This window comes from Merdimmobilis hominis (assembly GCF_900104615.1).
GTDB lineage: Bacteria > Bacillota > Clostridia > Oscillospirales > Ruminococcaceae > Merdimmobilis > Merdimmobilis hominis.
In genome coordinates this window covers 2,263,819-2,287,710 of record NZ_LT629939.1, presented here as the reverse complement: position 1 = coordinate 2,287,710, position 23,892 = coordinate 2,263,819, and the positions used below count along the sequence as shown (strand labels likewise).

Here is a 23,892-nt window from a genome sequence, read left to right as displayed (position 1 = left end):
TTCCCTGCCCCATACACCACGGCAGAATATTGATTTTAAAACAAAGAAAGGCGGTCACCATGAAAACTGTAATCCATCACGCGAAGGTATATGTGGAAAAAGGCCATTTTGAAGAGGCTCTGCTGATTGAAGACGGCATCATCCGGATGGTCGGCTCCAACGACGATGTTTTAGCGGCCGCTTCCGGCGCGGAGATGATTGACGCCCAAGGCCATACTGTGGTCCCCGGCTTCATTGACTCCCACATGCATATGTACAATGTGGGCTTAAACCTGCGCTCCATCAATTTGATGGGCGCCTCCTCCATTGAAGAGTGCATCCAGCGCAGCCGGGATTTTCTTGCAAAAAACCACCCCGCCCCTGGTTCGGTCATCTCCGGCCGCGGGTGGAACCATGATTACTTCACCGACGAGCACCGGATGCTCAACCGCCACGATCTGGATAAAATCTCCACCGAGCACGCCCTTGTCTTTGCCCGCGCCTGCGGCCATGTGACAGTGGTTAACTCCAAAGCTCTGGAGATAGCCGGCATCACCCGGGATACCCCCCAAGTCCCCGGCGGCGAGTTTGAACTGGATGAAAACGGCGAGCCCAACGGCATCTTCAAAGAGCTGGCCGCCTCCCTGGTGCAGAAGCTGATCGCCCAGCCCGAGGGCCGGGAGCTGGAAGACCTGCTGCGGGCCGGCATGGAGCACGCTGCCGAATGGGGCATCACCTCCATCCAGTCCAACGACATCAAAAACGATAACTACGAGCGGATTTATGGCGCTTACCAGTCGATGGTGGACAAAGGCACCGCCCTGGTCCGTACCTATCACCAATGCAATTTTACCACCCTGGCCCAATATGAGGACTTCCTTGCACACGGCTACAAAACCGGCTACGGCTGCGCCATGAACAAAATCGGTCCTCTGAAGCTGTTTATCGACGGCTCCCTGGGCGCACGCACCGCTCTGATGCGCCAGGATTACAGCGACGCCCCCGGCACCCGCGGCATCGAGGTCATGACCCAGGAACAGCTCAACGCCCTGGTGCAGACCGCCGACGCCCACGGCATGCAGGTTGCGGTTCATGCCATCGGCGACCGCGGCATCGAGATGGTGCTGAACGCCTACGACACGGTGGTCCATAAAGGGAAAAACAACCTGCGCCACGGCATCGTCCACTGCCAGATCACCGACCTGCCTTTGTTGGAACGGTTCCAGAAAAATGACATCATTGCCTATATTCAGCCCATCTTCCTCCACTACGACCTGCATATCGTCGAAGACCGAGTGGGCAAAGAGCTTGCCTCCACTTCCTACGCGTTCCGCACTATGGAAAAGCTGGGGATTCACACCTGCTTTGGCACCGATTCCCCGGTGGAGGACCTCTGCACTATGGACAACATCCACTGCGCGGTCAACCGTCAGGATTTGAAAGGTTTCCCCGAGGGCGGCTTCTATCCTGCTGAGAAGATTGACGTTTTCGATGCTGTAGATGAATACACCATCGGATGCGCCTACACCAGCTTCGAAGAAGGCATCAAAGGCCGCCTGAAACCCGGTTACTATGCGGACCTGGCCATTTTGAGCGACGATATCTTTACTGTCCCCACTGAAACCATCCGGGACATCCGCGTATTGACCACCATGGTCGGCGGCAAAGTCACCTTCCAGAGATAATACCCCTTCCCCCGCTGGGCAGTTGTCCAGCGGGGGAGTTTTTTCTTTCCCAGGGCTTGAGCGGATAAAAGAAACGATGCAATCGGGGATGATCTCTACTATAGGGCGTACTGGTGGAAAAGAGGGCACTTGCCCTTCCTTTCTCCCTGCACCTGGTTTCCATATATTCCCTTTGCGATGGCCATTCCCTCCATGCAAATACAAATTTTTCAAAAAGGGGCTGTACAAACCGCTGGCGATGTGCTATACTATTTTCTTGTAAAAGCCCCAGAATTTGGGCCCGTAGCGCAGCTGGGAGCGCGTTGCGTTCGCATCGCAAAGGTCGGGAGTTCGATCCTCCTCGGGTCCACCAAAAAAAGAAACCCGCTAAATGGCTTTGGAATCAGCCTTTAGCGGGTTTTTCTTATCTTCTAAAACGGCTCATACCCTTGCCAAAACAGGGCAAAAATAGGGTGTTTTTTGTAAAGATGCAGGTCAAAATTTATTAAGGCTTCTCCTCTCATAATCTCCTTTCATCTCTCAAAATTATAAATATCCTTGCAATTTGACTGTCATCTGATATAATCTAAATGGACACTATCTAATCTCAAGGGAAAGCCCCCGGCCAGGTTCCATCGCCTGACTGGGGGCTTTCTCTATTCTCGCGGCTGGGAGAAGCTATTCGTTATAAACGAAGACTTGAAATTCGTTGCAATCTGCCATGTGCCATCCCAAAGGGCACACCACCAATAGACAGCCGGCAGGGCTGCTGACATCGACGCGGCGCGAAACGCCCTAGCCGCCGCTTGGGATTGGGTATTCATCGCCTCAGCCCTCACCTCTGCCGCCTGCTTTTCCCGGATGGCTTTTACACTGTCCTTCCTCCATGTCACGCTCATTACTGGAACGCACCTCCGATTTTGGAAATATGGCCTCCCTGGCCGCTGGGGCCCCGGCTCACGGTGACCTTGAAGTTAAAGGCAAAGCCGTTGGCAGCGGCCTGGTTGGCAAAGACTCGGGGGCAAAGGCTTTTGCTTCCCGAAGCTCCTCTTGTAGGGCGTCGTCCTCATCCACCGCCCGGGAGAGGGCCACCTCCATGTCATCCACACCTTTACCGAAGCCTACACAGCGGCGGGGCTTACCAGCACTGTAATCCATCTGCCGGACGAGGGGATCACCGGCAACTCCTACTTTATGTTTCAAGAGTTGAACAACGACGAGATCGCTGACCATGTGGAGAACTGGATTCAATCCTATGTGAAGTAGATCCTCAGCGCTTACGAATTGTCTTGTACATCCAGGGGACCAGGTTACCTACAGACCTGCATCATGGTGTACCTCCAATTTCAGCCCTTAATTTTAAATTTCTTTGGAAAAAGTTCACAGTTCGTTTTTTAATCCCTCTTGACCGATTGTAACAACCGGTTGTTATACTCTTAATTACAAGGAGATCTCAAGTAAAATCAACAGAAAGGAATGGTTCTAAAATGAAAAAAGTATATTGTACGCTGATAGCCGCCGTTCTGTCTTTATCACTGGCAGCTTGCGGACAGTTGGCCTCCTCCAACCAGGGGCAAGAATCCAGTTCCACCGGCAGCTCCACTTCCTCTTCCTCTGCGTCATCTGCCCCTGAACAGGGGGAACAGCCTGGCGAGCTGGAGACAGCAGGCGGTACACTGGTAGTCTATTTCTCGGCCAGCGGCAACACCGAAGCGGTGGCTGAGACCCTCGCCGACACCTTGGGGGCGGATATTTTCGAACTGGTGCCGGAGCAGCCTTATACCGATGACGACCTCAACTGGAACAACCCCGACAGCCGGGTAAATGCCGAACATGAGGATCCCAGCCACCGCACCACCATCGCCGGAGGGATTCCCGACCTAAGCGGCTATGACACCGTTTTGCTGGGATACCCCCTCTGGTGGCGTGAGGCCCCTAGTATCGTCTGGAATTTTGTGGAAAACAGCGATTTGGCCGGCAAGACGGTCATCCCATTCTGTACCTCTATGTCCGATGGGATTGGTTCCAGCGGCGATACCCTCGTGGAAATGGCGCCCGGCGCCAATTGGTTGAAGGGCCAGCGGTTTGGTGAAAATCTGGACTCCGCCGCAGTAACCCAGTGGGCGGAGAGCCTTGGGCTGGATACCTCTGCTGCCAATGCCGCTGCACAACAACCGGTAACATAATCATCCTTAGTCGTTTACCTTTCGATGCTCAAAACTACCGCCCCCAACAACAAGACCTAGAATCAGGAGCAGAGCACCGTTTCCATCTACGGTCAGGTGCTGGGCTACACCTGAGATATGGCCTATGTCATCTAGGAAACACCGGCGCGGACTCCTTCTGCATTGAGCCGATTCCCCCCCTAACCCACCAGCCATGATGCGCTGGTGGGTTAGGCTTCCCAGGAACAAGATCAAAATGCCCGGCCGGCTGCCGCAGGAAAGGATGGTGGAATTGCGAAAAAACTTCTATGGATGCTGCTGATTGCTATGCTGTCCGGCTGTACCGCATCAAAAGACCTGCCTTCAACTGAACAAAATTCAGCGGCATCCTCGATCCCTGAAAATTCCATATCTTCCGGCACATAAGTATATGATTCCACCTCCGACGCGGCAAAAAATCCGCTTCCAGAAGCGCCAAACAACAAAATGGGGATCCATCCCTATCTGGCAGAGCTAGTTTCCAATATTGTGACGGATTTGGCCTGGAGTCGTACTGGCCGTCCTACCCTTGGCACTGGTCAAAGTGGGGGAAGTCTGGGGGCTGCTCTCCATCTTCCGGTTGCTGGGTATCAGCTATATGACCTTCCGGGCGGTGGAGGTTCTCATCAATTTGCTGGATGGGACAATCAAAAATCTCTTCCTGTTCCAGTGGAGTTCTTCCCTGCTGTTTTCCCTAGATTCAAAGATCGCCTTTGTTTACAATGCATTTTAGGTAAGGGAGCTGGCAAATGGGCATTTGATGCATGATTGGCGAAAACATCGCTGCTTGACACAAGGGTAGCTTGTGGATCTGCTGGGTTTTACACAGTCAACCATCCGTGAATATGAAGCCCGAAAACCGACAGTGCGGATAACAGCGGATCTTCCCGCATATGGGTACCACAATTTATCTCCATTCATTTTTCTATGCACTTTTCAAAATTCTAGTCTTTATTTTGATTTCTTAAACAAATAGAAATGCTGCCGCATTAAATAAGTAGCCAATCAATATGATCCCAACGGCTACAATTCCAATAAAGATGGCCAACAATTTTGGTTTTACAGCCTTTCGCAGCATGATCATTGAGGGCAGCGACAGCGCTGTCACCCCCATCATAAAGGCGAGGATCGTCCCCAGGCCAGCGCCTTTTGCAAACAGGCTCTCCGCTACTGGGATGGTCCCAAAGATATCCGCATACATGGGGACACCGATGAACGTCGCCAAGGGGACAGAATACCATTTATCCCCACCCAAAACCTCTTGGACAAAACTTTCCGGGATAAAGTTGTGGATCAGTGCCCCGATTCCCACCCCGACAACAATATAGGGGGCGACCTTTTTAACCGTCTCCAAGACCTGCTCTTTGGCGAAGGCAAGGCGGTCTTGTGTTGTGAGTTCTGGCGCCTCCAAATCCACTGGTCCGGCGCTGCGGATAAACTCCTCCACATACTCCTCCAAATGGAGCTTTTCTATAAGGCTTCCCCCCGCTACTGCCAGTACAAGGCCGACGACTACATAAGCAATGGCGATCTTTCCGCCGAAGATGCTAGTTAGCAGCACCAGTGAGCCCAAATCCACTAGCGGAGAAGAGATGAGGAAGGAGAAAGTGACCCCCAAAGGGAGACCTGCGCCGGTGAACCCAATAAACAAGGGAATCGACGAGCAGGAACAAAATGGGGTCACCGTCCCCAACAGGGCGGACAAAGTGTTGGCCCCCAAGCCATGAAAGCGCCCCAAAATCTTCTTCGTCCGTTCTGGGGGAAAATAGCTCTGAATGTAGGAGATGCCAAAAATCAGCACCGAGAGCAGCACAAAAATTTTAACGGTGTCGTAAATGAAAAACTGGAGCCCCGCCCCCAGCTGAGATTCCAAATCCACCCCTAAGCTGGTCAATAGGTTGCCCACAACACGGTTGAGCCATTTCATCCCCAAGATTTGATCTTGCACAAAAAACCAGATTCCTTTGATGATTTCCATCGGGTTGTGACCCTCCAATTATATTTATAAATTTAGTTTTATCGATTTATTTGTCCCAAAATTGGCCGCCTTTCGGCAGCCAGCAGGGCGAGGCTTGTTACGGCCTCAACAACTTTTTTATTTTGTCCTTTGACACGACCTGGCCGCTGACTACCAGCTTCCCGTCAATCATCAGGGAGGGGGACGTCATCACCCCTAATTTGACAATTTCCAAAAGGTCCTCCACCTTTTCCAGCTGGGCCTCTATCCCCAGTTCTGTCAAAGCCTCTTGGGTATTCCCATACAGTTTATCGCATTTGTCGCATCCGGTACCGATCACTTTGATCTGCAAGCCCCATCCCTCCTAATTTTTCAGCTGCATGGGCAGGCCCACTTGGCTTTCCCAAGCGCTGAATATTTTTTTGATCACCGCAGGCCCGATCTTGGAAATCAAAACCATTTGGGAGATTTCCTTTTCCTCACAGGGTGTGCAGTCAACCTGCTGCCCAACCAAATCCACCTGGTTCCACCCCTGCCCTTTCAGATGGAAAAAGCCTTTGGCCCGGTACAGGTCAGCTTCTATCTCGGCTAAAAAGCGCTCTAGTTTCTCCCGCTCCACTTCCCCCTCAAATTGGAGGACCAAAGTCTTGGGTTTGGCTTCTTCGCTGTTGGTGGTCTCTTCCCCTTCAGCCCACTGGTACTGCATCAGGTTCTCTTCCAAAAACCCTAAATTCAGATTCCCATGGGAACTGACGTCAATCCGGCATTTTGGATTGATCTCCCGGATTTTTGCTTTCAGTGCGCAAATCCGTTCCCCATCCACCAGGTCCACCTTGGTGAGGACAGCTAGATGGCAATGTTTCAGCTGACGGTACACTGTTTCCAAATCCTCCAGCTGATCCAGGAAGTTGACTGAATCTACCAGACAGATGGCGCCTTGGAAAGAATACCGATCTCCAGCAAGGGCTTTTGCCGCTTCTAGAATCTCCTCTACATTGGAGGGATCTCCCAGGCCGGAGCTCTCCACAAACAGGTAATCAAAGTCCTGTTGGGCCATCTCCGCCAAAGCCTGCACAAAAGACAATTTCAGGCAGGAGCAGAAGATGGAGCCGCGGTTGATCTCCACCATTTGGATATCATCGTTGCGCAGGATGGTGCCGTCGATCCCCAATTTTCCAAATTCATTTTGAATGACGCCGACCCGTTTCCCCTTCAGCGCTTCCAGCAGCCGGAGCAAAACAGTCGTCTTGCCAGACCCTAAAAAACCAGTCAGGACATAGAGTTTGGTCTTTTCGGTCAATCTATCCCTCTCAATCCCTTTTACAGCAGTAGAGGGGCGTATGCTCTGTTCTAGCAGCTGGTCAATCCGGCGCTTGGCCTTTTCCATCCCCGATTCGCTGATGGAGTAGTGAATCCACTTTCCCTCTTTGCGGCCCACGACCACCCCGGAATCGCAGAGAATCCGCATATGATGGGATAATGTGGACTGGCTGATCTCCAACTCATTCAGCAGGACGCAGGCGCACCGCTCCCCTTCTTGGAGGATCTCTAGGATTCTCCAGCGGTTTTCATCGCAGAACGCTTTGAACAGCTGGACATTTTCTGTGTAATCCTTTCCCACACAATCACCTCAAATCTATATTTATCGATTTATATTATATTCTATAAATCGATAAATGTCAATGCATAGATGTAAAATTTTAAGAAAATCCCCATTTGCGTCGGGAAAAGCAGGCAGTCACCCCCCGCTGCCGGATGATATCCCCCTCCAGTTGCCCAATTACAGGGGGATGATAATCCACTGATCCCGATAGCACCGCTCCTGAGTTCTGGCTCAAAATGGGCTTATCTTGCCGTTTCTCCGTCTGAAATCAAATTTTATGAAAGCCAATTTCCCTCCGCAGGCTTATACTATGGCAACAGGAAAGCCAGCCGCTGCAATACTGTGCAGCGGCTGGCTCCCAGAGGTGATTTCTATCCGGATAGAGGGAAGATCGGTCGTGAAAATATCTCGGCCCGAGAGGCGGGAACTCATCTGCTCCATTTCGGTGTCGTACCTGTTGGCAGGGCAGTGATAAATAAGAATAAAAGGAAGGTACACTTCTCCCAAGCAGGCAATCCCTACGAGGAGCGGTCCCTCCTCACAAGGAAAACTCCCCAGCGGCAGGATCTCACCGGGGAGTGCGAGGTACACCTTATTATAATAGATTATCGGGCCAGCTCTTCCATCAGGTCGTGGACGGTGGTCATCTCCTGGAGCCGCCAGGCATTTTCCCCGCAAAAAACAAGGGCGTTGTCCACATCCCCAGTCACCGCACGCACCAATGCGCCAGTGATACAATAGGGGGTGGTGGCGATGTCGCACCGGTTCATGCACTGGTAACAGTGGGAAACCTGCTCTCTCTCCTGCATCCTGGCTTGAATGAAGGGGGTGCGGATGGCACGTCCAGGCATCCCCACCGGGCTTTTGACAATCATGATGTCCTCTTGTTTAGCGTCCAAGTATGCCTGCTTGAAGGCTGGGGAGGCGTCGCACTCTTCGGTGACTACAAAACGGGTAGCCATCTGCACCCCGGCGCAGCCCAAGGCGAGATAATGGTCGATGTCCGCCCGGTCATAGACCCCTCCGGCAAACACCACCGGGATCTTCTTGTTGTACTTCTCCTCATAGCCCGCTACGATGGCAAGAATCTCCTGGATTTCCTTATCATAGTCGGTCCCGGCATACTTGTCCAAATCCTCTTGGCTGTAGCCCAGGTGGCCTCCGGCTTTTGGTCCTTCGATCACCACTAAGTCGGCAGTGGTGCCGTGGTGGCGGTCCCACATTTTCAGCAGCACCTTGGCGGATTTGGGCGGCGAGACGATAGGGGCGATTTTAATGCCCGAGCCCTTTACCAGCTCCGGCAGATTGGTGGGCAGCCCCGCTCCAGAGATAATCAGGTCGGCGCCGCTGTCGATGCAGCACTTTACATACTGTTCATAATTTTTCATGGCGCACATGATGTTGACCCCGATGATCCCTCCGCCGGAAATCTCTTTGGCCCTGTGGATCTCCCGGCTCAGCGCCCGGAGGTTCGCTTCATGTGGATGGTCGGCAAAATCTGGCTCCCGGTACCCGGGCTGGGCAGCAGAGAGGACGCCGATCCCCCCTTCCCGAGCCACGGCACCCGCCAATGAGGAAAGGCTTACACCAATTCCCATTCCTCCTTGGATGATTGGCACACGGGCAGTCAATTCCTGTATCTTTAAAGGCGGTAATCTCATAACAAACCTCCATATAAAAAACATAGTATAATATAGTTTTAATTACTATATTATACTAGTATAATCATACTATTATAATATGTCAATCATTTTTGTAGAGACAATAAGAAAAGCCGGGGTTTCCCCCGGCTTTTCTTGCGCCAGCTGCGGCAGCCAGTGCCTATTCTTCGCATTCATATACCACAGCGTATGTATGAGCCTCTTGCACCTCCACAATCTTCTCCACCCCATCATCCACGAACCGCAGAGGATCACCCTCGGTGGAGAAGCGCACACAACTGCCACAGGAAGAGCTCAGCTTGCGCGGGACAGGCATCACATCATGCTCTATCCCCGCCTCCCGCAGCTCCCTGGAGAACTTCACTGCGTTGTAATGGTTGAAAAAAGTTGCAATATACATCATATGCGGCTGCCTATTTGGTCAAAGAGAGGCGGTAAACATCCTCTTCCTGGCTCACCGACACCGTATAGCCTGCATTTTTGGCAAACCGGGTCACATTTTCTTTGGCGGTGACATTGTCTACCAGCACCTCATAATGATCCCCTTTGCTGGCCAGTGCTTTTTTTGTCAGAAGAACCGGCTCCGGGCAGGAGCGTCCGCACGCATCCACAATAACAGCCATTGTTTTCTATCCCCTTTCTGCTGCGTTCTGCTTATTGGAAGCAGACGCTGTTTCCACTTTGGTATTGAGCACAGCGATGGCAGCGATGACTGCCATGGCGATGACAACCGCAACCTTGCCGTTTGCAGTGGGACCTGCTCCAGACGAAGCCAAACCGAAGTTGTGGCAGAAGGCTGCTCCCACAATCATGCCCAAAACCGCAACGACAGAGTCTGAGTTTCCCTCACCTGCCAGGATAAGCTGACGCAGAGGACAGCCGCCCAAAAGAACAGAACCCCAACCGACAACAGCCATACCAAGGAAATTCCACAGGCCATCGGTATGGGCAACTGCCTGTCCGGCAAAGCCCAGATGGAAGTTGCCAAGGGCGATGTTGCACACCGCAGTTGCCGCGATGATAGCCACAAAGCCGGACAGCAGCGTCCAATCCCGGAAAAGCATCATATCCCGGATGCCGCCAACCATGCAAAGACGGGTGCGCTGGGCGATAGCACCTACCACAAGGCCGGCTCCCAGAGCAGCCCAGAGGGGGGCACGCATTGAGCCAGGACCCTCTGTACTGAAGAAGATAAAGGAAGGAGCAGCCACCAAAAGCAACAGCAGACCTACATTCACCGCAGGGAATACATAACCCTCTCCCCGGCTTAGGGAGTAGGTGCGCTTCAGGCTGAAGCCGCGGTTGAGGAACAGCACTCCAACGGCGATACCTGCAATAAACCCAACAAGCCCGACCACTGCATTTAGGTCGCCACCACCGATGCGAAGCACCATGCGAAGGGGGCAACCCAAAAACATCAGTGCGCCAACCATGACAAAAAAGCCCAAAACAAAACGGGTTGCCGGAGCAGAACCGCCTTTGGCCTTAAATTCCTTGTTGGCCAAGGCCATGCCAAACGCCCCCAGAACCAAGCCCATAATCTCCGGGCGCAGATACTGCACCACAGCGGCACGGTGCAGTCCAACACCGCCGGCAATATCCCTCAAAAAGCAAGCGATGCAGAAACCCATGTTTGCCGGATTCCCCAGCTTGACAAGGGCAACCGAGACCAAGCCGATCAACAGACCGGCCCCTATCAGTTTTTTCTTTTCCATCTCTCTACCAACCACCTTTCTATGATACAGAGCCTCTTTCCCCAGCGGGCTATGAGAGCCGCAAAGCTGGCCTACTGGCGTATCGACCCTGTATATAGTATAGTTTGTTTTTTAACAATCGTAAAATAGTAATTTGCAATAGAGACAAGAAAGCTATTTTATTTTCCAATAGCAGTGGCGAATATAGGGTAAATAGAGTAAAATAATAAAAAAGGATTTATTATAGGAGGACGTTATGGAGCGAATTTATCTGGACAACGCGAGCACCTCTTACCCCAAAGCCCCTGGGGTAGTGGAAAACATGCGTCTTTTTATGGAGGAAATCGGCTGCAATGTGGGCCGCGGCGGATATGCCGGCGCCTACAGCGCAGGGGAGGTCGTCTATGACACCCGGGAACGGCTGTGCCGTCTCTTCCATGCCCCCAAACCTCAAAATGTGATTTTTACCTCCAACATCACCGCTTCCCTCAACTTTATTATAAAAGGATTGCTGCACCCCGGAGACCATGTTTTGGTCAGCGCCATGGAACACAACGCCATGATGCGCCCCTTGGTGCAGATGGAAAAATTGGGCGTCTCCTTTGACCGCATCCCCTGCGATGGCCAGGGGCAGCTGCTTCTGGACCAGGTGGAAGGGCTGATCCGGCCCAACACCAGGGCCATTTTGATGCTGCACGCCTCCAATGTGTGCGGCACGGTAATGCCCATCCGGGAAGTGGGGGCTATCTGTCACAAACATGGGCTTCGCTTTGTGGTGGATGCCGCCCAGACTGCAGGGGTTTTCCCCATTGACATTGTTGATATGCACATCGACGCCTTGGCCTTTACCGGGCACAAAAGCCTGTTGGGGCCCCAGGGCATCGGTGGGTTTATCATAGAAGATTCCCTGGCTGCGGAACTGGACCCTCTGATCTCAGGCGGCACGGGCAGCCGCTCTGATTCGGAGGAGGTTCCCGATTTCCTGCCTGACCGCTTTGAAGGTGGCACCATGAACCTGCCGGGAATCTTCGGCTTAAACGCGTCGCTTCAATATCTGGAAAAGGAGGGGATTGGCAACATCTTACAGCACGAACAAACTTTGTCCAAGCGCTTTAGCGAGGGCCTAGCCGCCTTCGACTGCGCCCGGATCGCCGGCACTGAGGACCCGATGAAACGCGCCCCCGTCGTCTCGGTGGATTTCACCGGCCACGACAACGCGGAAATCGCGTTTTTGTTGGACAGCCAGTACGGGATTATGACCCGGTGCGGCCTGCACTGCGCTCCATCGGCCCATAAGACCTTGGGAACTTTCCCTCAGGGCACTGTTCGATTCTCAATCGGCCCATTCAACACCCCCAAGGAAATTGACTTTGCTGTTGACGCTATCAAAGCCATTCTATCCACCTACTAGGGAATGTTCTATAAAAGATTGACAATTTTTTTGCAATAATTTTTGCCATTTTCCCTGGAAAAAATACTTGTATTATAGAAAAAAGTAGTGTATCATTATGGTGTGATAGAAAAACATTATATAGTCATTTTTACAGATTGATATTTGGATGACGATTGCGGGAGAGTCTGGCAACAGCGCCGAAGGAATAAGTAAGCGGATTTGCAGTCCCTTATGAAGATCTCAGGTCCCAACACCGCAATCCGACAAACCTCTGGAGAGCGTAAGCACCGACGGAGCAATCCCCCTCAAGGGAGAATCTCTCAGGTTAGATACAGAGCGGGATGCACCATTTTATTTTTATTTCTATAAAAGGGTGCGTTTTGCTCTGTTTTTGTATGGAATGACAATCACGCTCCGGGAGGTTCTTCATGAAGCCAACGTTTAAGATCGTAACCAACAATCCCCTGGTTGTCCGCGAACTTACAGGGCAATATACCGTTGAGTTCGTCGACGGCACCTATCACGATGTGTTGGTTGCCCTCCGCGACCAGATTCATAAGGGACACAGGCTTTACTCCCATCCCCTTTCGGGCAGCGTCAAGCCCAATGAAACCCCTTATAAATCGGTCCTGATCTCCATCAAACCCCAGTCTTTGGACATGGATTCGGTGGAGATGATCGAAAACAGCATTGTGACTTGCGATAAATTCCCGGTAAAATTCCCCCATATGCCCGATTCTATGCGGGAAGATTTCCAGGTGATCGACGCCACGCTGCTAAAAGGAGCTTTATCGCAGATCCTATTTGAATAGGGTTTGTTGATAAATACGCAAAGCCAAAATTTTAAGGAGGTGTTAAATTTGAGAAAATTGGAAGTCGGATACATCGATATCCATGATATTCAGTTCTCAAATGAATCCAAAGTCGAGAACGGCGTTCTGTTCGTAGACAAAGAGGCCATTAAGAAGATCGTCCTGGAGGACGAAAACATCAAGTCCTGCGAAGTTGAGATCGCTCGCCCCGGCGAGAGCGTTCGCATTACCCCTGTTAAGGACGTAATCGAGCCCCGCTGCAAGGTCGAGGGTCAAGGCGGGATTTTCCCCGGCGTGATCTCGAAGGTCACCACCGTTGGCACCGGCAGAACCCATGCTCTGAGAGGTTCCGCTGTTGTCACCACCGGTAAGATCGTTGGTTTCCAGGAAGGCATCATCGATATGACCGGCGAAGGCGCCAAATACACTCCTTTCTCCAAAACCGTCAACCTGGTTCTTGTCATGAACCCCATCGACGGCCTGAAACAGCACGAGCATGAGTACGCCAACCGTATGGCTGGTCTGCGTGTCGCTGCTTACCTGGGTGAGCTGGGTAAATCTGTTGAGCCCAACGAGGTTGTCTCCTACGAGACTTACGGCGTGAAAGAGGGCATGGAGAAATACCCCAACCTGCCCCGCGTTGGCTACGTCCAGATGCTGCAGAGCCAGGGCCTGATGCACGACACCTATGTGTACGGCGTCGATGCCAAGAAGATCGTCCCCACCATCATCAACCCCACCGAGGTTATGGACGGCGCGATCCTGTCTGGTAACTGCGTATCCTCCTGCGACAAGAACCCCACTTATATCCACATGAACAACCCCGTTGTCCATGACCTGTTCGCTCAGCATGGCAAGACCATCAACTTTGTGGGCATGATCATCACCAACGAGAACGTTTACCTGGCTGATAAAGAGCGCTCCTCCAACTGGACCGCAGAGCTCTGCGAGTACCTGGATCTGGATGGCGCAATCGTTTCCCAGGAAGGCTTCGGCAACCCCGATACCGACCTGATCATGAACTGCAAGAAGATTTCCGCCAAAGGCATCAAGACCGTAATCATCACCGATGAGTACGCTGGCCGCGACGGTACTTCCCAGTCCCTGGCTGACGCTGACCCCAGCGCTGACGCTGTTGTCACCGGCGGTAACGCCAACGAGCTGATCACCCTGCCCAAGCTGGACAAGGTTATCGGCGACCTGAGCCCCATCGACAAGATTGCTGGCGGCTTTGAGAACAACGTTCTGGAAGACGGCACCATTTTGGTTGAGCTGCAGGCTATCACCGGCGCTACCAGCGAAGTTGGTTTCAACTGCTTGAGCGCAAGATAGTAGAAAGGAGGAAGTACAACTAATGGCTAAAATTAGAGTAGTACACTACATCAACCAGTTCTTCGCCAACATCGGCGGTGAGGAAAAGGCTGATATCAAACCTGAGCTGAGAGAGGGCGTTGTAGGCCCTGGCGCAGCTTTCAATCAGGCTTTCGGCGATGAGGCTGAGATCGTTGCCACTGTTATCTGCGGTGACTCCTACTTCAACGAGAACCTGGAAGAAGCCAAAAAGACCGTTATCGACATGGTTAAATCCCAGAACGCTGACATGTTCCTGGCTGGTCCTGCTTTCAACGCTGGCCGTTATGGCGTCGCTTGCGGCACCATCGCTGACGCTGTCAAAAAAGAGCTGGGCATCCCTGTCCTGACCGGTATGTACGTTGAGAACCCCGGCGCAGACATGTTCAAAAACTCCGTTTACATCGTCGCCACCAAAAACAGCGCTGCTGGCATGAGAGATGCTGTCAAGAAGATGGCTCCCCTCGCCCTGAAGCTGGCTAAAGGTGAGAAGATCGGTGCTTCCGCTGAGGAAGGTTATATGCCCAACGGCGTCCGGAAGAACTTCTTCGACACCAAGAGAGGTTCCGCCCGCGCTATCGACATGCTGCTGAAGAAACTGGCTGGCAAAGAGTTCGTCACCGAGTTCCCCATGCCTGACTTCGACCGTGTTGCTCCCAACCCCGCTGTCAAGGACATCGCCCATGCTACCATCGCTCTGGTAACCTCTGGCGGTATCGTCCCCAAAGGCAACCCCGATCACATCGAGTCCTCCTCTGCTTCCAAATACGGCAAGTATGACATTGAGGGCGTTATGGATCTGACTGCCGACACTTACGAGACCGCTCACGGCGGCTACGACCCTGTCTACGCCAACGAGGATGCTGACCGCGTCCTGCCTGTTGACATTCTCAGAGAGTATGAGAAAGAGGGCAAGATCGGCAAGCTGCACAGATACTTCTACACCACCGTTGGTAACGGTACCGCTGTTAAGAGCGCCAAGGGCTTTGCAGATGAGTTCTCCAAAGAGCTGAAGGATGCCAATGTTGACGCGGTTATCCTCACATCGACCTGAGGCACCTGTACTCGTTGCGGTGCAACGATGGTTAAAGAGATTGAGCGCGCTGGTATCCCGGTCGTTCATATCTGCACAGTTACCCCCATCTCCATGACTGTTGGCGCTAACAGAATTGTTCCCGCCATTGCTATCCCCCATCCTCTGGGCAACCCTGCTCTGACTCTTGAGGAGGAGAAAGCTATCCGCAGAAGAATTCTTGACACTGCATTGAAAGCCCTTTCCACCGAGGTTACTGAGCAGACTATTTTTGAAAACTAGTAGGTGTGAATATGGAAAAAATTTATGATGTCATTATTATCGGCGCGGGTCCTGCTGGACTCGCCGCCGGTAGCTACGCTGGCCGCGCCAGAATGGATACCCTGATTATCGAGAAGGATAAAGACGGCGGCCAAATCGTCATCACTGCTGAGATTGAGAACTATCCCGGCGGCGTAGACGAGGAATCCGGCCCCTCCCTGATCGGCAGAATGGCTAAACAGGCTGAGCATTTCGGCGCCCAGAAGGTGAAAGACACCATCGTGGACGTTGAGCTGGAGGGTGATGTCAAACACCTGAAGGGCCTGAAGGGCGATTACTACGGCAAGACCGTCATCATCGCCACCGGCGCTCATCCCAAGCCCATTGGCTGCCCCGGTGAAAAAGAGTTCACCGGTAAAGGCGTATCTTACTGCGCTACCTGCGATGGCTCGTTCTTTGAGGACTTTGACATCTACGTGGTCGGCGGCGGTGACTCCGCTGTGGAAGAGGCTATGTACCTGACCAAGTTTGGCCGTCAGGTGACTCTGATCCACAGACGTGACCAGCTGCGCGCTGCAAAATCCATCCAGGAGAAAGCATTTGCCAATCCTAAGATGAAGTTTATGTGGAACACTACTGTTGAAGAGCTCAAAGGCGATGGCATCCTGACCTCCATGGTCGTGAAGGATACTGTCACCGGCGAGACCCGCGAGATCGTTGCCAACGAAGAGGACGGCACCTTTGGCGTGTTCGTGTTCATCGGCTTCGAGCCTCACGGCGAACTGTTCGAGGGCAAGGTTGAAATGAAGAACGGTTATATTGTGACCGATGACAACATGAAGACCAACATCCCCGGCGTATTCGCCGCTGGCGATATCCGTGTGAAGAGCCTGAGACAGGTCGTCACCGCTGCTGCGGACGGTGCTATTGCTGCCACCCAGGCGGAGAAATACATCGAGGGTTAATCACCGATTCCACTGAAATGAAAAGGAGTGTTTCCCATGCTCGATCTGACCAAAGATAATTTTAACGCTGAAGTTCTGGAGTACAAAGACGGCTACGTATTTGTTGACTTCTATGGCGATGGCTGCGTTCCCTGCGCTGCTCTGATGCCTTTTGTCCATGCTTGCGCTGATAAATACGGCGACAAGATCAAATTCTGCTCCTTGAACACCACCAAGGCCCGCAGACTGGCCATTGGCCAGAAGATCCTGGGTCTGCCTGTTATGGCGATCTACAAGGATGGCGAGAAGATCGACGAGGTCGTCAAAGAGGAGGCCACTGAGGCTTCCATCGAGGCCATGATTCAGAAATATCTGTAATCGTCCCCTCTCCCCTATTTCTATTCTGTATTAAGCGGTTTCATCCGTTTAATAAATAAAAATTCTAAAAAGGAGGTAGCTTTCATGAGCATTTTGAATGGCAAAAAAGTCATCATCATTGGCGACCGTGACGGCGTTCCCGGACCCGCTATTGAAGAATGCGTGAAAACTGCCGGCGCAGACGTCGTCTACTCTGCCACTGAGTGCTTCGTCTGAACCGCCGCAGGTGCAATGGATCTTGAGAATCAGAAGAGAGTCAAAGACTTCGCTGATCAGTACGGCCCCGAGAACATCGTTGTGATGTTGGGTGCCGCTGAGAGCGAGGCTTCCGGTCTGGCAGCTGAAACTGTCACCGCCGGTGACCCCACTTTCGCAGGTCCGTTGACAAATGTCCAGTTGGGACTTAAGGTTTATCACATTTGCGAGCCCGAGATCAAAGCCGAAGTCAACGCGGATGTGTATGACGAGCAGGTTGGTATGATGGAGATGGTTATGGATATCGATTCTATCTGTGAAGAGATGAACAATATCCGTAGCGAATACTGCAAATACTAATAGCTGAATGACATGAGAATGGTGATGTGGTGAGAATATCACCGCATCACCATTTTTCATATCATGCGCTGCTGATCCTTTTTGGAAAAATGCGCGGCAAAAGCCCTTTACAAAAGTTTTTATTGCTTTTGCTGCCAACCTTTCGTATAATGAAGACAAATCAAAAAAGAGAGGTAATCAGCCAATGAACAGTGTTATTAAAGGCGCGGGTTATATCCTGGCATTCACCCCTGATATGGTGATGCAGAACGGCACCACCCAGACCACTGAAAAGATTGTCAACCCCGATTCCGAGTACCTGAAAAAGGTTCCCGAGCATCTGCGTTCCTACGAGGAAGTCCTCGCTTATATGCCCAACCAGACCTACATCGGCAACATGACCCCCGATGAGCTGGCTACCTATGAGCAGCCCTGGTACGACAAAAAGGCCCCTGTCTGCGACCGCTATGGCAAATACGGTGAAATCATGCCCCAGGATGAATTCCTGATGCTGATGCAGATCTGCGACGTGTTTGATCTGTGCCACCTGGAGAAATCCTTTGTCGCCGCTGTCAAACCCAAGGCTGAAGCCCATCCTCTGTACACCGAGGACATGATCGCCAAGATCAAAGACGGTGTTGAGCTGAGCGAGATTGAGCACTTTGTCAACGACGAGCACGCTGAGCCCCTGTATCATGAGGGCAAACTGGTGGGCTATGTGAAGAGAGCTCACGATGTGGACACCAACCTCTCCGCCCATGTCATCCATGAAAACCTGGTTTCCAAAGCTTCCTGCGTCCTCTCCCTGCTGCACCTGATCAAAGCTACCGGCATCAACAAAGATGAGGTGGACTATGTGATCGACTGCGCCGAGGAGGCCTGCGGTGATATGAACCAGCGCGGCGGCGGCAACTTCGCCAAAGCTGCTGCTGAGGTTGTTGGCCTGACCAGCGCTTCCGGTTCGGATGTCCGCGCTTTCTGCGCCGCCCCCACCCATGCCATGATCGAGGCTGCTGCCCTGGTTAAATCCGGTACCTACAAAAACGTTGTCGTCTGCGCCGGCGGCTGCACCGCTAAACTGGGCATGAACGGCAAAGACCATGTCAAAAAGGACATGCCTATCCTGGAGGATATGATCGGCGGCTTTGCTGTGCTGGTCAGCGAGAACGATGGCGTCAGCCCCGAAATCGCCTCCGATATGTGCGGCAGACACACTGTCGGCACCGGTTCTTCTCCCCAAGCGGTCATCACCTCCCTGGTTGCCACTCCCCTGGACAACCACGGCCTGAAGATTCCGGACATCGACAAGTACTCCCCCGAGATGCAGAACCCCGATATCACCAAACCCGCTGGTGCCGGCGACGTGCCTCTGGCCAACTACAAAATGATCGCTGCTCTGGCTGTCAAACGCGGCGAGCTGCAGAAAGCCGACATCGCCAATTTTGCCACTGAGCACGGTCTGGTCGGTTGGGCTCCCACCCAGGGCCATATCCCCTCCGGTGTTCCCGCTGTCGGACCTCTGTGCGACATGATCAAGGAAGGCAAGATCAACAACGCTATGATCATCGGTAAGGGCTCCCTGTTCCTGGGCCGTATGACCAACCTGTTTGACGGCGTTTCCTTCATCATCCAGAAGAACAGCGGCAAAGCTGAGGAATCCTCCGTTTCCGAGGAGCAGATCAAGAGCCTGATCGCCAAGGCGATGAAGGATTTCGCTTCCACCCTGATTGCTGACGCAGAATAGTGAGGTAGAGAGATGGCAAATGTAGAAAAGATCATCGCTCAGACCTTCATGGACATTGCGACTGGTCTGGAGACCGGCTCCTTCGGCAGCCGTCCCCGGATCGCCGTGACCGGCCTGGGCAGTGAGCATGGCGAAGCCAACGCTGTTGAGGCCTGCCTGTTGGCCGCAGACCGGGGTGTCGATGTCACCCTGATCGGCACTGCTGAGAGCGATAAGTTCAACACCTGCAAGGTCTCGGATGAAGACGAGATGTACAAAGAGATGGAGAAGCTGCTGGATAGCGGCGCCATCGATGGTTGTGTCACTATGCACTACCCCTTCCCCATCGGTGTTTCCACCGTCGGCCGTGTGGTCACCCCCGGTAAAGGCAAACAGATGTATATTGCCACCACCACCGGCACTTCCTCCGCAGAGCGGATTGAGGCCATGATCAAAAATGCGATCTACGGCATCATCACTGCTAAAGCCTGCGGCATCAAAGAGCCCACCGTGGGCATCCTCAATGTGGATGGCGCCAGACAGTGCGAGGGCGCTCTGAAAGAGCTCCAAGCCAATGGCTATGATATCCATTTTGCCGAGTCCTCCAGAGCGGACGGCGGCTGCGTCATGAGAGGCAACGACCTGCTGGTCGGCGCTTGCGACGTCATGGTCACCGATTCCCTGACCGGCAATATCCTGATGAAGATGATGTCCTCCTACACCACCGGCGGCAGCTACGAAGCCATGGGTTATGGCTACGGCCCCGGCATTGGTGAGGGGTACGAGAGACTGGTCCTCATCGTTTCCCGCGCTTCCGGCGCACCTGTCCTGGCCAACGCTATGGAGTATGCATCCCAGTTGGTCAAAGGCAATTACAAAGAGATCGCCAAGAAAGAGTTTGCCGCCGCCCACAAGGCTGGCCTGAACAAGGTCATCGAGGCCCGCAAACCCAAGAAAGCCGCCGCAGAGGATACCGCTGAGGTTGTCGCTCCTCCCAAAGAGGTCGTCACCTCCCAGCTGTCCGGCATCGAGATCATGGATCTTGAGGACGCCGTCAAGGCCCTGTGGAAGGTTGGCGTATACGCCGAGAGCGGCATGGGTTGCACTGGCCCAATCATCCTGGTCTCTGAAGCCAACCATGACAAAGCTGCAGAGGCTCTGAAAGCCGCTGGTTACATCCAGTAAGCAAACAATTTTTCACCCAAAAATCCCGCGTTCCGGGTGCAATAGAAAAGGGGTTGGAAGCCGCGGCTCCAGCCCCTTTCTTTTTTAGTTTGGGAGGAGGATCTATGGAATTTCACACCCTATCAATCGACCAGCTCTCCCCCAGTTTTTGGGAGCTCCTCCTGCTGGCCGACCCCTGCCGGGAGATGGTTCTGCGCTACCTGGAGGAAGGGGAGCTCCACAGCCTCACCCTCCACGGGGAACTGGCCGCCGAGGCGGTGGTCCTTCCCCTCTCCCCCACCCTATGCGAGCTGAAAAATCTGGCTGTACGGGAGGATTTGCAGGGCAAGGGGCTGGGCTCCGCCTTGGTAAATCACTTGGCGGCACTCTACCAGGGCAGGTTCCAGGAGATGCAGGTGGGGACCAGCGACAACGGGGTCCCCTTCTACCGGCGTCTTGGGTTCCTGCCCAGCCATGTGGTTGCCAACTTCTTCGTGGACAACTACCCCGAACCCATCTTCGACGGGGGCCAGCAGTGCGTGGACATGGTTTACCTCAAGCGGGCGCTGTAACACCCTATAAAAATCCCCCGGAGACTTATTAAGTCTCCGGGGGATTTTTTCAAATGGGCCGCTACATCATGACAAAGCCCATCACGGCAAACAGGAGGACAGTGCCCACTCCCAGCATAACGCCGTAGGTGCGGTACTCCTTGTAAATCTCGCCGGTGCTGACCTTCAAGTATTCGTTGGTGAAAACCTGGCACAGGTGCAAAGGAGAGAAGAAGTAGCCGAAGTAAGCGCCCACAAACACCACAAAGGTGAGGTACAACGAGGTGGCATGGGGAACAGAAAGCAGCGCAACCAAGGGGAGCACAATGCCCATGGCGGCGTTGGAAAGGCCGGTGATCGCACCGAAGAAAGCAGCGCCTAGGCCCAGGACAATGGCTGCCGTCCAGCCCCCGCTGCCAAGGCCGCCGGTGATAATCTCCATCAAGCCGTCCAGGGAGGAAATGCAGCTTTGCAAAACCAACACGCCTGCCACAGTGAAGACCACATTGAAGTTGATGGAATCCTTGAAGTTTTTCAGGAAGTCCTTCTTGTCGCAGATGAGGTATGTAATGCCGATACCCACCAGGATGCACAGGTACAGAGGGATACCGGTGACGATGTTGAGCAGGATGCTGACATAGATGGGCGACAGGTTGAGGAAGAAGCTTTTGACGCTCTCCCCCGCTGCAGCCTTTTTCACCCGCTTTTCGCATTTGACCGGCCGCAGGAAGCAGTAATACCCACATATAAAGTTGAGGATCATAAAGAAGAGGTTGAGGCCAATCAGCTCATAGAGCCCGATCTCCGGGTTCATGGAGATGGCCAGCAGTACCGAGGTGGAGAAGGGCATACACATCATGGCCACATGGCGGAATACCAGGTTGATGGCCGCTTTCCGGGGCTGGCTGATGCCGATTTGATCGCCTACGCTGTCCACAAAAGGTGCGGAGAGGATGGCGCCCCCTGGCATGACCAACAAGCCGATGATGGCGGGGATGAGCATGATCACCACTTTTGTGTTGGGGATAATATCCTGCATGCTGTCCACAACCTTGGTCAGGATGCCATACCGGCCACACAGCCCCCCCAGGATGCTGACGGTGAACACAACCAAAAGGGTGGTGATATTCTTTTCGCTGGTGAAGGTGGTTTTGATCACGTTGAACACGGTGAGAGGGGCGATGCCCGCCACCACGCACAACGTCGCTGAGGTGATCAGCATGGTCACGCCAAAATTGACATTTTTCCGCAGCAATATCAGCATCAAGCCGAAGGCCAGAGCCACTGCCAACAATTCTCTCATAGAAACTCCTTTCTGGGGCGGTGTGCCCCCCGACCGGTTAATAAAATGGCATAAAATTGTGACTGAATTGTTAATTTTATTATACCCGACCAGGAAAGAATTGACAAGCCCTCCCCCGTTGTTTTGAAAAAGGAGCTGCCAATCCAGCCCTCCTTTGCGCCCTTTGGCGATTTTTTGTGGGAATTGTGGACATCCCCCGCAGGATTTACTATAATAACTATGTATGCAAACCCCAATGATTTCAGCCCATGCGGCTTTGCAATTTCGACGACAAAAGGAGTTTTTTGCCATGGCAGCCAACACAGCTTTGCTACGCACTATCCCCAAAGTGGATGAGGTCCTCGCCAGCCCACTCTTCGACCCAGAGCAGCAGCTCTCCCATTCGGTGGCGGTGGAAGCCATCCGCGCCGTATTGGAGGAAACCCGGGAGGCCATCCTGGCCGGAAGCTTGACCGAAGCCCCTACGGTGGACGGGGTCGCCCTGGCCGCGGCGGAACGGGTCCGCTCCCATTCGGTGATGAGCCTGCGGCGGCTAATCAACGGCACCGGCATCGTGCTGCACACCAACCTGGGCCGGGCCCGCCTGGGGGAAAAGGTCACCCAGGCGGTCTGCGATGTGGCCATGGGCTACTCCACATTGGAATATGACGTGGCTGCCGGCCGCCGGGGCAGCCGGTACTCCCACATTGAGGAGCTGGTGACCCGGCTCACCGGGGCGGAGAGCGCCCTGGTGGTCAACAACAACGCCGCCGCCGTCATGCTGATCTTGGGGGCTATGACCAAGGGCAAGGAAGTGGTCATCTCCCGGGGGGAGCTGGTGGAAATCGGCGGTTCCTTCCGGGTGCCGGAGATTATGGAGCAGAGCGGCAGCATCCTGGTGGAGGTGGGCTCCACCAACAAGACCCATCTGTCCGACTATGAGAAGGCCATCACCGAAAACACCGGCGCCTTTCTCAAAGTCCACACCAGCAACTTCCGCATCTTGGGCTTTACCGAGAGCGTCCCCACCAAGGACATGGTGGAGGTTGCCCACGCCCATGGCCTGCCGGTCATCCACGACCTGGGCAGCGGGGTGTTCGTCAACCTGGAACAGTTCGGAATCCTGGACGAGCCCACGGTGCAACAGTGCTTGGACGCCGGGGTGGATGTCCTCTCCTTCAGCGGGGACAAGCTGCTAGGCGGCCCTCAGGCGGGCATCATCATCGGCAAAAAGAAGTACATCGACCAGATGAAAAAACATCCCCTCACCCGTGCCCTGCGGGTGGATAAAATGACCCTGGCCGCCCTGGAAGCCACCCTGCGGCTCTATTTGGATCCCCGGGACGCCATGGAGGAGATCCCCACCCTCAAGATGCTGGCAGTCACCCTGGAACAGCTGGAGGCCAAGGCCAACCGCCTGCGGGATGCCATCGCCGCCAAAACCAGCGGCTGTGCCCTCTCGGTGATCGAGGAGCTGGGCCAGGTGGGCGGCGGTTCGGTCCCCACCCAGATGCTCAAAAGCCGGGTTGTGGCCATCGTCCCCTCCGCCATCTCGGTGATGGAGCTGGAGAAACGGCTGCGGGCCTGCCCGGTGCCGGTCATCGGCCGGATCAACAAAGACCAATACCTCCTGGATGTGCGCACCATCGAGGAATCGGATTTTGACCTGGTGGCAGAGAATATCGCCGCCTGCGTCCAATAGGGA

Annotated in this window: 23 protein-coding genes, 1 tRNA gene and 1 riboswitch; of the genes, 15 read left to right on the top strand and 9 right to left on the bottom strand. The window is 53.6% G+C overall.

Annotated elements, in window-relative coordinates; genetic code table 11:
- Window positions 1-59 precede the first annotated feature (59 nt).
- From BQ5353_RS10980 to BQ5353_RS10960, 3 genes are all read left to right on the top strand, one after another.
- Window positions 60-1,664, top strand: a complete 1,605-nt coding sequence (locus tag BQ5353_RS10980; RefSeq protein WP_054332346.1) for an amidohydrolase — start codon at window positions 60-62, stop codon at window positions 1,662-1,664.
- A gap of 276 nt (window positions 1,665-1,940) precedes the next feature.
- Window positions 1,941-2,016, top strand: a tRNA-Ala gene (locus BQ5353_RS10975).
- 1,114 nt (window positions 2,017-3,130) lie between these two features.
- Window positions 3,131-3,829 carry a flavodoxin gene (locus BQ5353_RS10960; protein ID WP_071428236.1) on the top strand — a complete coding sequence of 233 codons (699 nt, stop codon included), beginning with the start codon at window positions 3,131-3,133 and terminating at the stop codon, window positions 3,827-3,829.
- 230 nt (window positions 3,830-4,059) lie between these two features.
- Here the strand turns inward: BQ5353_RS10960 and BQ5353_RS13095 are convergent, their stop codons facing one another.
- Window positions 4,060-4,293 (bottom strand): hypothetical protein, encoded by a 234-nt coding sequence (locus tag BQ5353_RS13095; protein WP_162273136.1) that lies wholly within the window; start codon window positions 4,291-4,293, stop codon window positions 4,060-4,062.
- A gap of 83 nt (window positions 4,294-4,376) precedes the next feature.
- Here BQ5353_RS13095 and BQ5353_RS10955 point away from each other — a divergent pair, with 83 nt between their 5' ends.
- Window positions 4,377-4,580 carry a hypothetical protein gene (locus BQ5353_RS10955; protein WP_054332343.1) on the top strand — a complete coding sequence of 68 codons (204 nt, stop codon included), beginning with the start codon at window positions 4,377-4,379 and terminating at the stop codon, window positions 4,578-4,580.
- Between the two features lie 231 nt (window positions 4,581-4,811).
- Here BQ5353_RS10955 and BQ5353_RS10950 read toward each other — a convergent pair whose 3' ends face one another.
- The 7 genes from BQ5353_RS10950 to yedE all read right to left on the bottom strand — a co-directional run bounded on the left by BQ5353_RS10950 (window position 4,812) and on the right by yedE (window position 10,783).
- The gene (locus BQ5353_RS10950; protein WP_071428235.1) at window positions 4,812-5,825 is read right to left on the bottom strand and encodes a permease; all 1,014 of its coding nucleotides are present in this window, start codon (window positions 5,823-5,825) and stop codon (window positions 4,812-4,814) included.
- A gap of 97 nt (window positions 5,826-5,922) precedes the next feature.
- The gene (locus tag BQ5353_RS10945) at window positions 5,923-6,156 is read right to left on the bottom strand and encodes a thioredoxin family protein (RefSeq protein ID WP_054332342.1); all 234 of its coding nucleotides are present in this window, start codon (window positions 6,154-6,156) and stop codon (window positions 5,923-5,925) included.
- A gap of 12 nt (window positions 6,157-6,168) precedes the next feature.
- On the bottom strand, window positions 6,169-7,425 hold the full coding sequence (locus BQ5353_RS10940) for a metalloregulator ArsR/SmtB family transcription factor (RefSeq protein ID WP_437127361.1): 1,257 nt from the start codon (window positions 7,423-7,425) through the stop codon (window positions 6,169-6,171).
- Window positions 7,426-8,012: 587 nt separating this feature from the next.
- A complete protein-coding gene (locus tag BQ5353_RS10930; protein ID WP_054332340.1) occupies window positions 8,013-9,068 on the bottom strand; it encodes an NAD(P)H-dependent flavin oxidoreductase in 1,056 nt (351 codons plus the stop codon).
- A 160-nt stretch (window positions 9,069-9,228) separates the two neighbouring features.
- Window positions 9,229-9,471, bottom strand: coding sequence for a putative Se/S carrier protein (locus tag BQ5353_RS10925; RefSeq protein WP_054332339.1), 243 nt, complete (start codon window positions 9,469-9,471; stop codon window positions 9,229-9,231).
- 10 nt (window positions 9,472-9,481) lie between these two features.
- Window positions 9,482-9,691, bottom strand: coding sequence for a sulfurtransferase TusA family protein (locus tag BQ5353_RS10920; RefSeq protein WP_054332338.1), 210 nt, complete (start codon window positions 9,689-9,691; stop codon window positions 9,482-9,484).
- Window positions 9,692-9,697: 6 nt separating this feature from the next.
- On the bottom strand, window positions 9,698-10,783 hold the full coding sequence (gene yedE / locus BQ5353_RS10915) for a YedE family putative selenium transporter (RefSeq protein WP_071428233.1): 1,086 nt from the start codon (window positions 10,781-10,783) through the stop codon (window positions 9,698-9,700).
- Between the two features lie 235 nt (window positions 10,784-11,018).
- Here yedE and BQ5353_RS10910 point away from each other — a divergent pair, with 235 nt between their 5' ends.
- From BQ5353_RS10910 to BQ5353_RS10855, 10 genes are all read left to right on the top strand, one after another.
- On the top strand, window positions 11,019-12,173 hold the full coding sequence (locus tag BQ5353_RS10910) for an aminotransferase class V-fold PLP-dependent enzyme (RefSeq protein WP_054332337.1): 1,155 nt from the start codon (window positions 11,019-11,021) through the stop codon (window positions 12,171-12,173).
- Between the two features lie 148 nt (window positions 12,174-12,321).
- Window positions 12,322-12,421, top strand: a riboswitch (glycine riboswitch).
- 162 nt (window positions 12,422-12,583) lie between these two features.
- Window positions 12,584-12,967, top strand: a complete 384-nt coding sequence (locus BQ5353_RS10905) for a GrdX family protein (RefSeq protein ID WP_054332336.1) — start codon at window positions 12,584-12,586, stop codon at window positions 12,965-12,967.
- 48 nt (window positions 12,968-13,015) lie between these two features.
- Window positions 13,016-14,299 (top strand): glycine/sarcosine/betaine reductase component B subunit, encoded by a 1,284-nt coding sequence (locus BQ5353_RS10900; RefSeq protein WP_054332335.1) that lies wholly within the window; start codon window positions 13,016-13,018, stop codon window positions 14,297-14,299.
- A 22-nt stretch (window positions 14,300-14,321) separates the two neighbouring features.
- Complete coding sequence (grdB, locus tag BQ5353_RS10895; RefSeq protein ID WP_082398697.1) at window positions 14,322-15,632, top strand: glycine reductase complex selenoprotein B; 1,311 nt, start codon at window positions 14,322-14,324, stop codon at window positions 15,630-15,632.
- An 11-nt stretch (window positions 15,633-15,643) separates the two neighbouring features.
- On the top strand, window positions 15,644-16,576 hold the full coding sequence (gene trxB, locus BQ5353_RS10885; RefSeq protein WP_054332332.1) for a thioredoxin-disulfide reductase: 933 nt from the start codon (window positions 15,644-15,646) through the stop codon (window positions 16,574-16,576).
- A 36-nt stretch (window positions 16,577-16,612) separates the two neighbouring features.
- Window positions 16,613-16,933 carry a thioredoxin TrxA gene (gene trxA, locus BQ5353_RS10880; RefSeq protein WP_054332331.1) on the top strand — a complete coding sequence of 107 codons (321 nt, stop codon included), beginning with the start codon at window positions 16,613-16,615 and terminating at the stop codon, window positions 16,931-16,933.
- 84 nt (window positions 16,934-17,017) lie between these two features.
- Window positions 17,018-17,488, top strand: a complete 471-nt coding sequence (gene grdA / locus BQ5353_RS10870) for a glycine/sarcosine/betaine reductase complex selenoprotein A (RefSeq protein ID WP_082398696.1) — start codon at window positions 17,018-17,020, stop codon at window positions 17,486-17,488.
- Between the two features lie 184 nt (window positions 17,489-17,672).
- Window positions 17,673-19,211, top strand: a complete 1,539-nt coding sequence (gene grdC, locus BQ5353_RS10865; RefSeq protein ID WP_054332329.1) for a glycine/sarcosine/betaine reductase complex component C subunit beta — start codon at window positions 17,673-17,675, stop codon at window positions 19,209-19,211.
- A 12-nt stretch (window positions 19,212-19,223) separates the two neighbouring features.
- A complete protein-coding gene (gene grdD, locus BQ5353_RS10860; protein ID WP_054332328.1) occupies window positions 19,224-20,375 on the top strand; it encodes a glycine/sarcosine/betaine reductase complex component C subunit alpha in 1,152 nt (383 codons plus the stop codon).
- A gap of 104 nt (window positions 20,376-20,479) precedes the next feature.
- Window positions 20,480-20,926 (top strand): GNAT family N-acetyltransferase, encoded by a 447-nt coding sequence (locus tag BQ5353_RS10855; RefSeq protein WP_071428231.1) that lies wholly within the window; start codon window positions 20,480-20,482, stop codon window positions 20,924-20,926.
- A gap of 61 nt (window positions 20,927-20,987) precedes the next feature.
- Here the strand turns inward: BQ5353_RS10855 and BQ5353_RS10850 are convergent, their stop codons facing one another.
- Window positions 20,988-22,208 (bottom strand): DUF401 family protein, encoded by a 1,221-nt coding sequence (locus BQ5353_RS10850; protein WP_054332327.1) that lies wholly within the window; start codon window positions 22,206-22,208, stop codon window positions 20,988-20,990.
- 289 nt (window positions 22,209-22,497) lie between these two features.
- Between BQ5353_RS10850 and selA the strand changes: the two genes are divergently transcribed.
- Window positions 22,498-23,889, top strand: coding sequence for an L-seryl-tRNA(Sec) selenium transferase (gene selA / locus BQ5353_RS10845; protein ID WP_071428230.1), 1,392 nt, complete (start codon window positions 22,498-22,500; stop codon window positions 23,887-23,889).
- Window positions 23,890-23,892 lie beyond the last annotated feature (3 nt).

Coding starts and splice junctions, on each gene's coding strand:
- BQ5353_RS10980 (WP_054332346.1), top strand. CDS start 60: ATGAAAACTGTAATCCATCACGCGAAGGTATATGTGGAAAAAGGCCAT.
- BQ5353_RS10960 (WP_071428236.1), top strand. CDS start 3,131: ATGAAAAAAGTATATTGTACGCTGATAGCCGCCGTTCTGTCTTTATCA.
- BQ5353_RS10950 (WP_071428235.1), bottom strand. CDS start 5,825: ATGGAAATCATCAAAGGAATCTGGTTTTTTGTGCAAGATCAAATCTTG.
- BQ5353_RS10930 (WP_054332340.1), bottom strand. CDS start 9,068: ATGAGATTACCGCCTTTAAAGATACAGGAATTGACTGCCCGTGTGCCA.
- BQ5353_RS10925 (WP_054332339.1), bottom strand. CDS start 9,471: ATGATGTATATTGCAACTTTTTTCAACCATTACAACGCAGTGAAGTTC.
- BQ5353_RS10920 (WP_054332338.1), bottom strand. CDS start 9,691: ATGGCTGTTATTGTGGATGCGTGCGGACGCTCCTGCCCGGAGCCGGTT.
- yedE (WP_071428233.1), bottom strand. CDS start 10,783: ATGGAAAAGAAAAAACTGATAGGGGCCGGTCTGTTGATCGGCTTGGTC.
- BQ5353_RS10910 (WP_054332337.1), top strand. CDS start 11,019: ATGGAGCGAATTTATCTGGACAACGCGAGCACCTCTTACCCCAAAGCC.
- BQ5353_RS10905 (WP_054332336.1), top strand. CDS start 12,584: ATGAAGCCAACGTTTAAGATCGTAACCAACAATCCCCTGGTTGTCCGC.
- trxB (WP_054332332.1), top strand. CDS start 15,644: ATGGAAAAAATTTATGATGTCATTATTATCGGCGCGGGTCCTGCTGGA.
- trxA (WP_054332331.1), top strand. CDS start 16,613: ATGCTCGATCTGACCAAAGATAATTTTAACGCTGAAGTTCTGGAGTAC.
- grdC (WP_054332329.1), top strand. CDS start 17,673: ATGAACAGTGTTATTAAAGGCGCGGGTTATATCCTGGCATTCACCCCT.
- grdD (WP_054332328.1), top strand. CDS start 19,224: ATGGCAAATGTAGAAAAGATCATCGCTCAGACCTTCATGGACATTGCG.
- BQ5353_RS10855 (WP_071428231.1), top strand. CDS start 20,480: ATGGAATTTCACACCCTATCAATCGACCAGCTCTCCCCCAGTTTTTGG.
- BQ5353_RS10850 (WP_054332327.1), bottom strand. CDS start 22,208: ATGAGAGAATTGTTGGCAGTGGCTCTGGCCTTCGGCTTGATGCTGATA.
- selA (WP_071428230.1), top strand. CDS start 22,498: ATGGCAGCCAACACAGCTTTGCTACGCACTATCCCCAAAGTGGATGAG.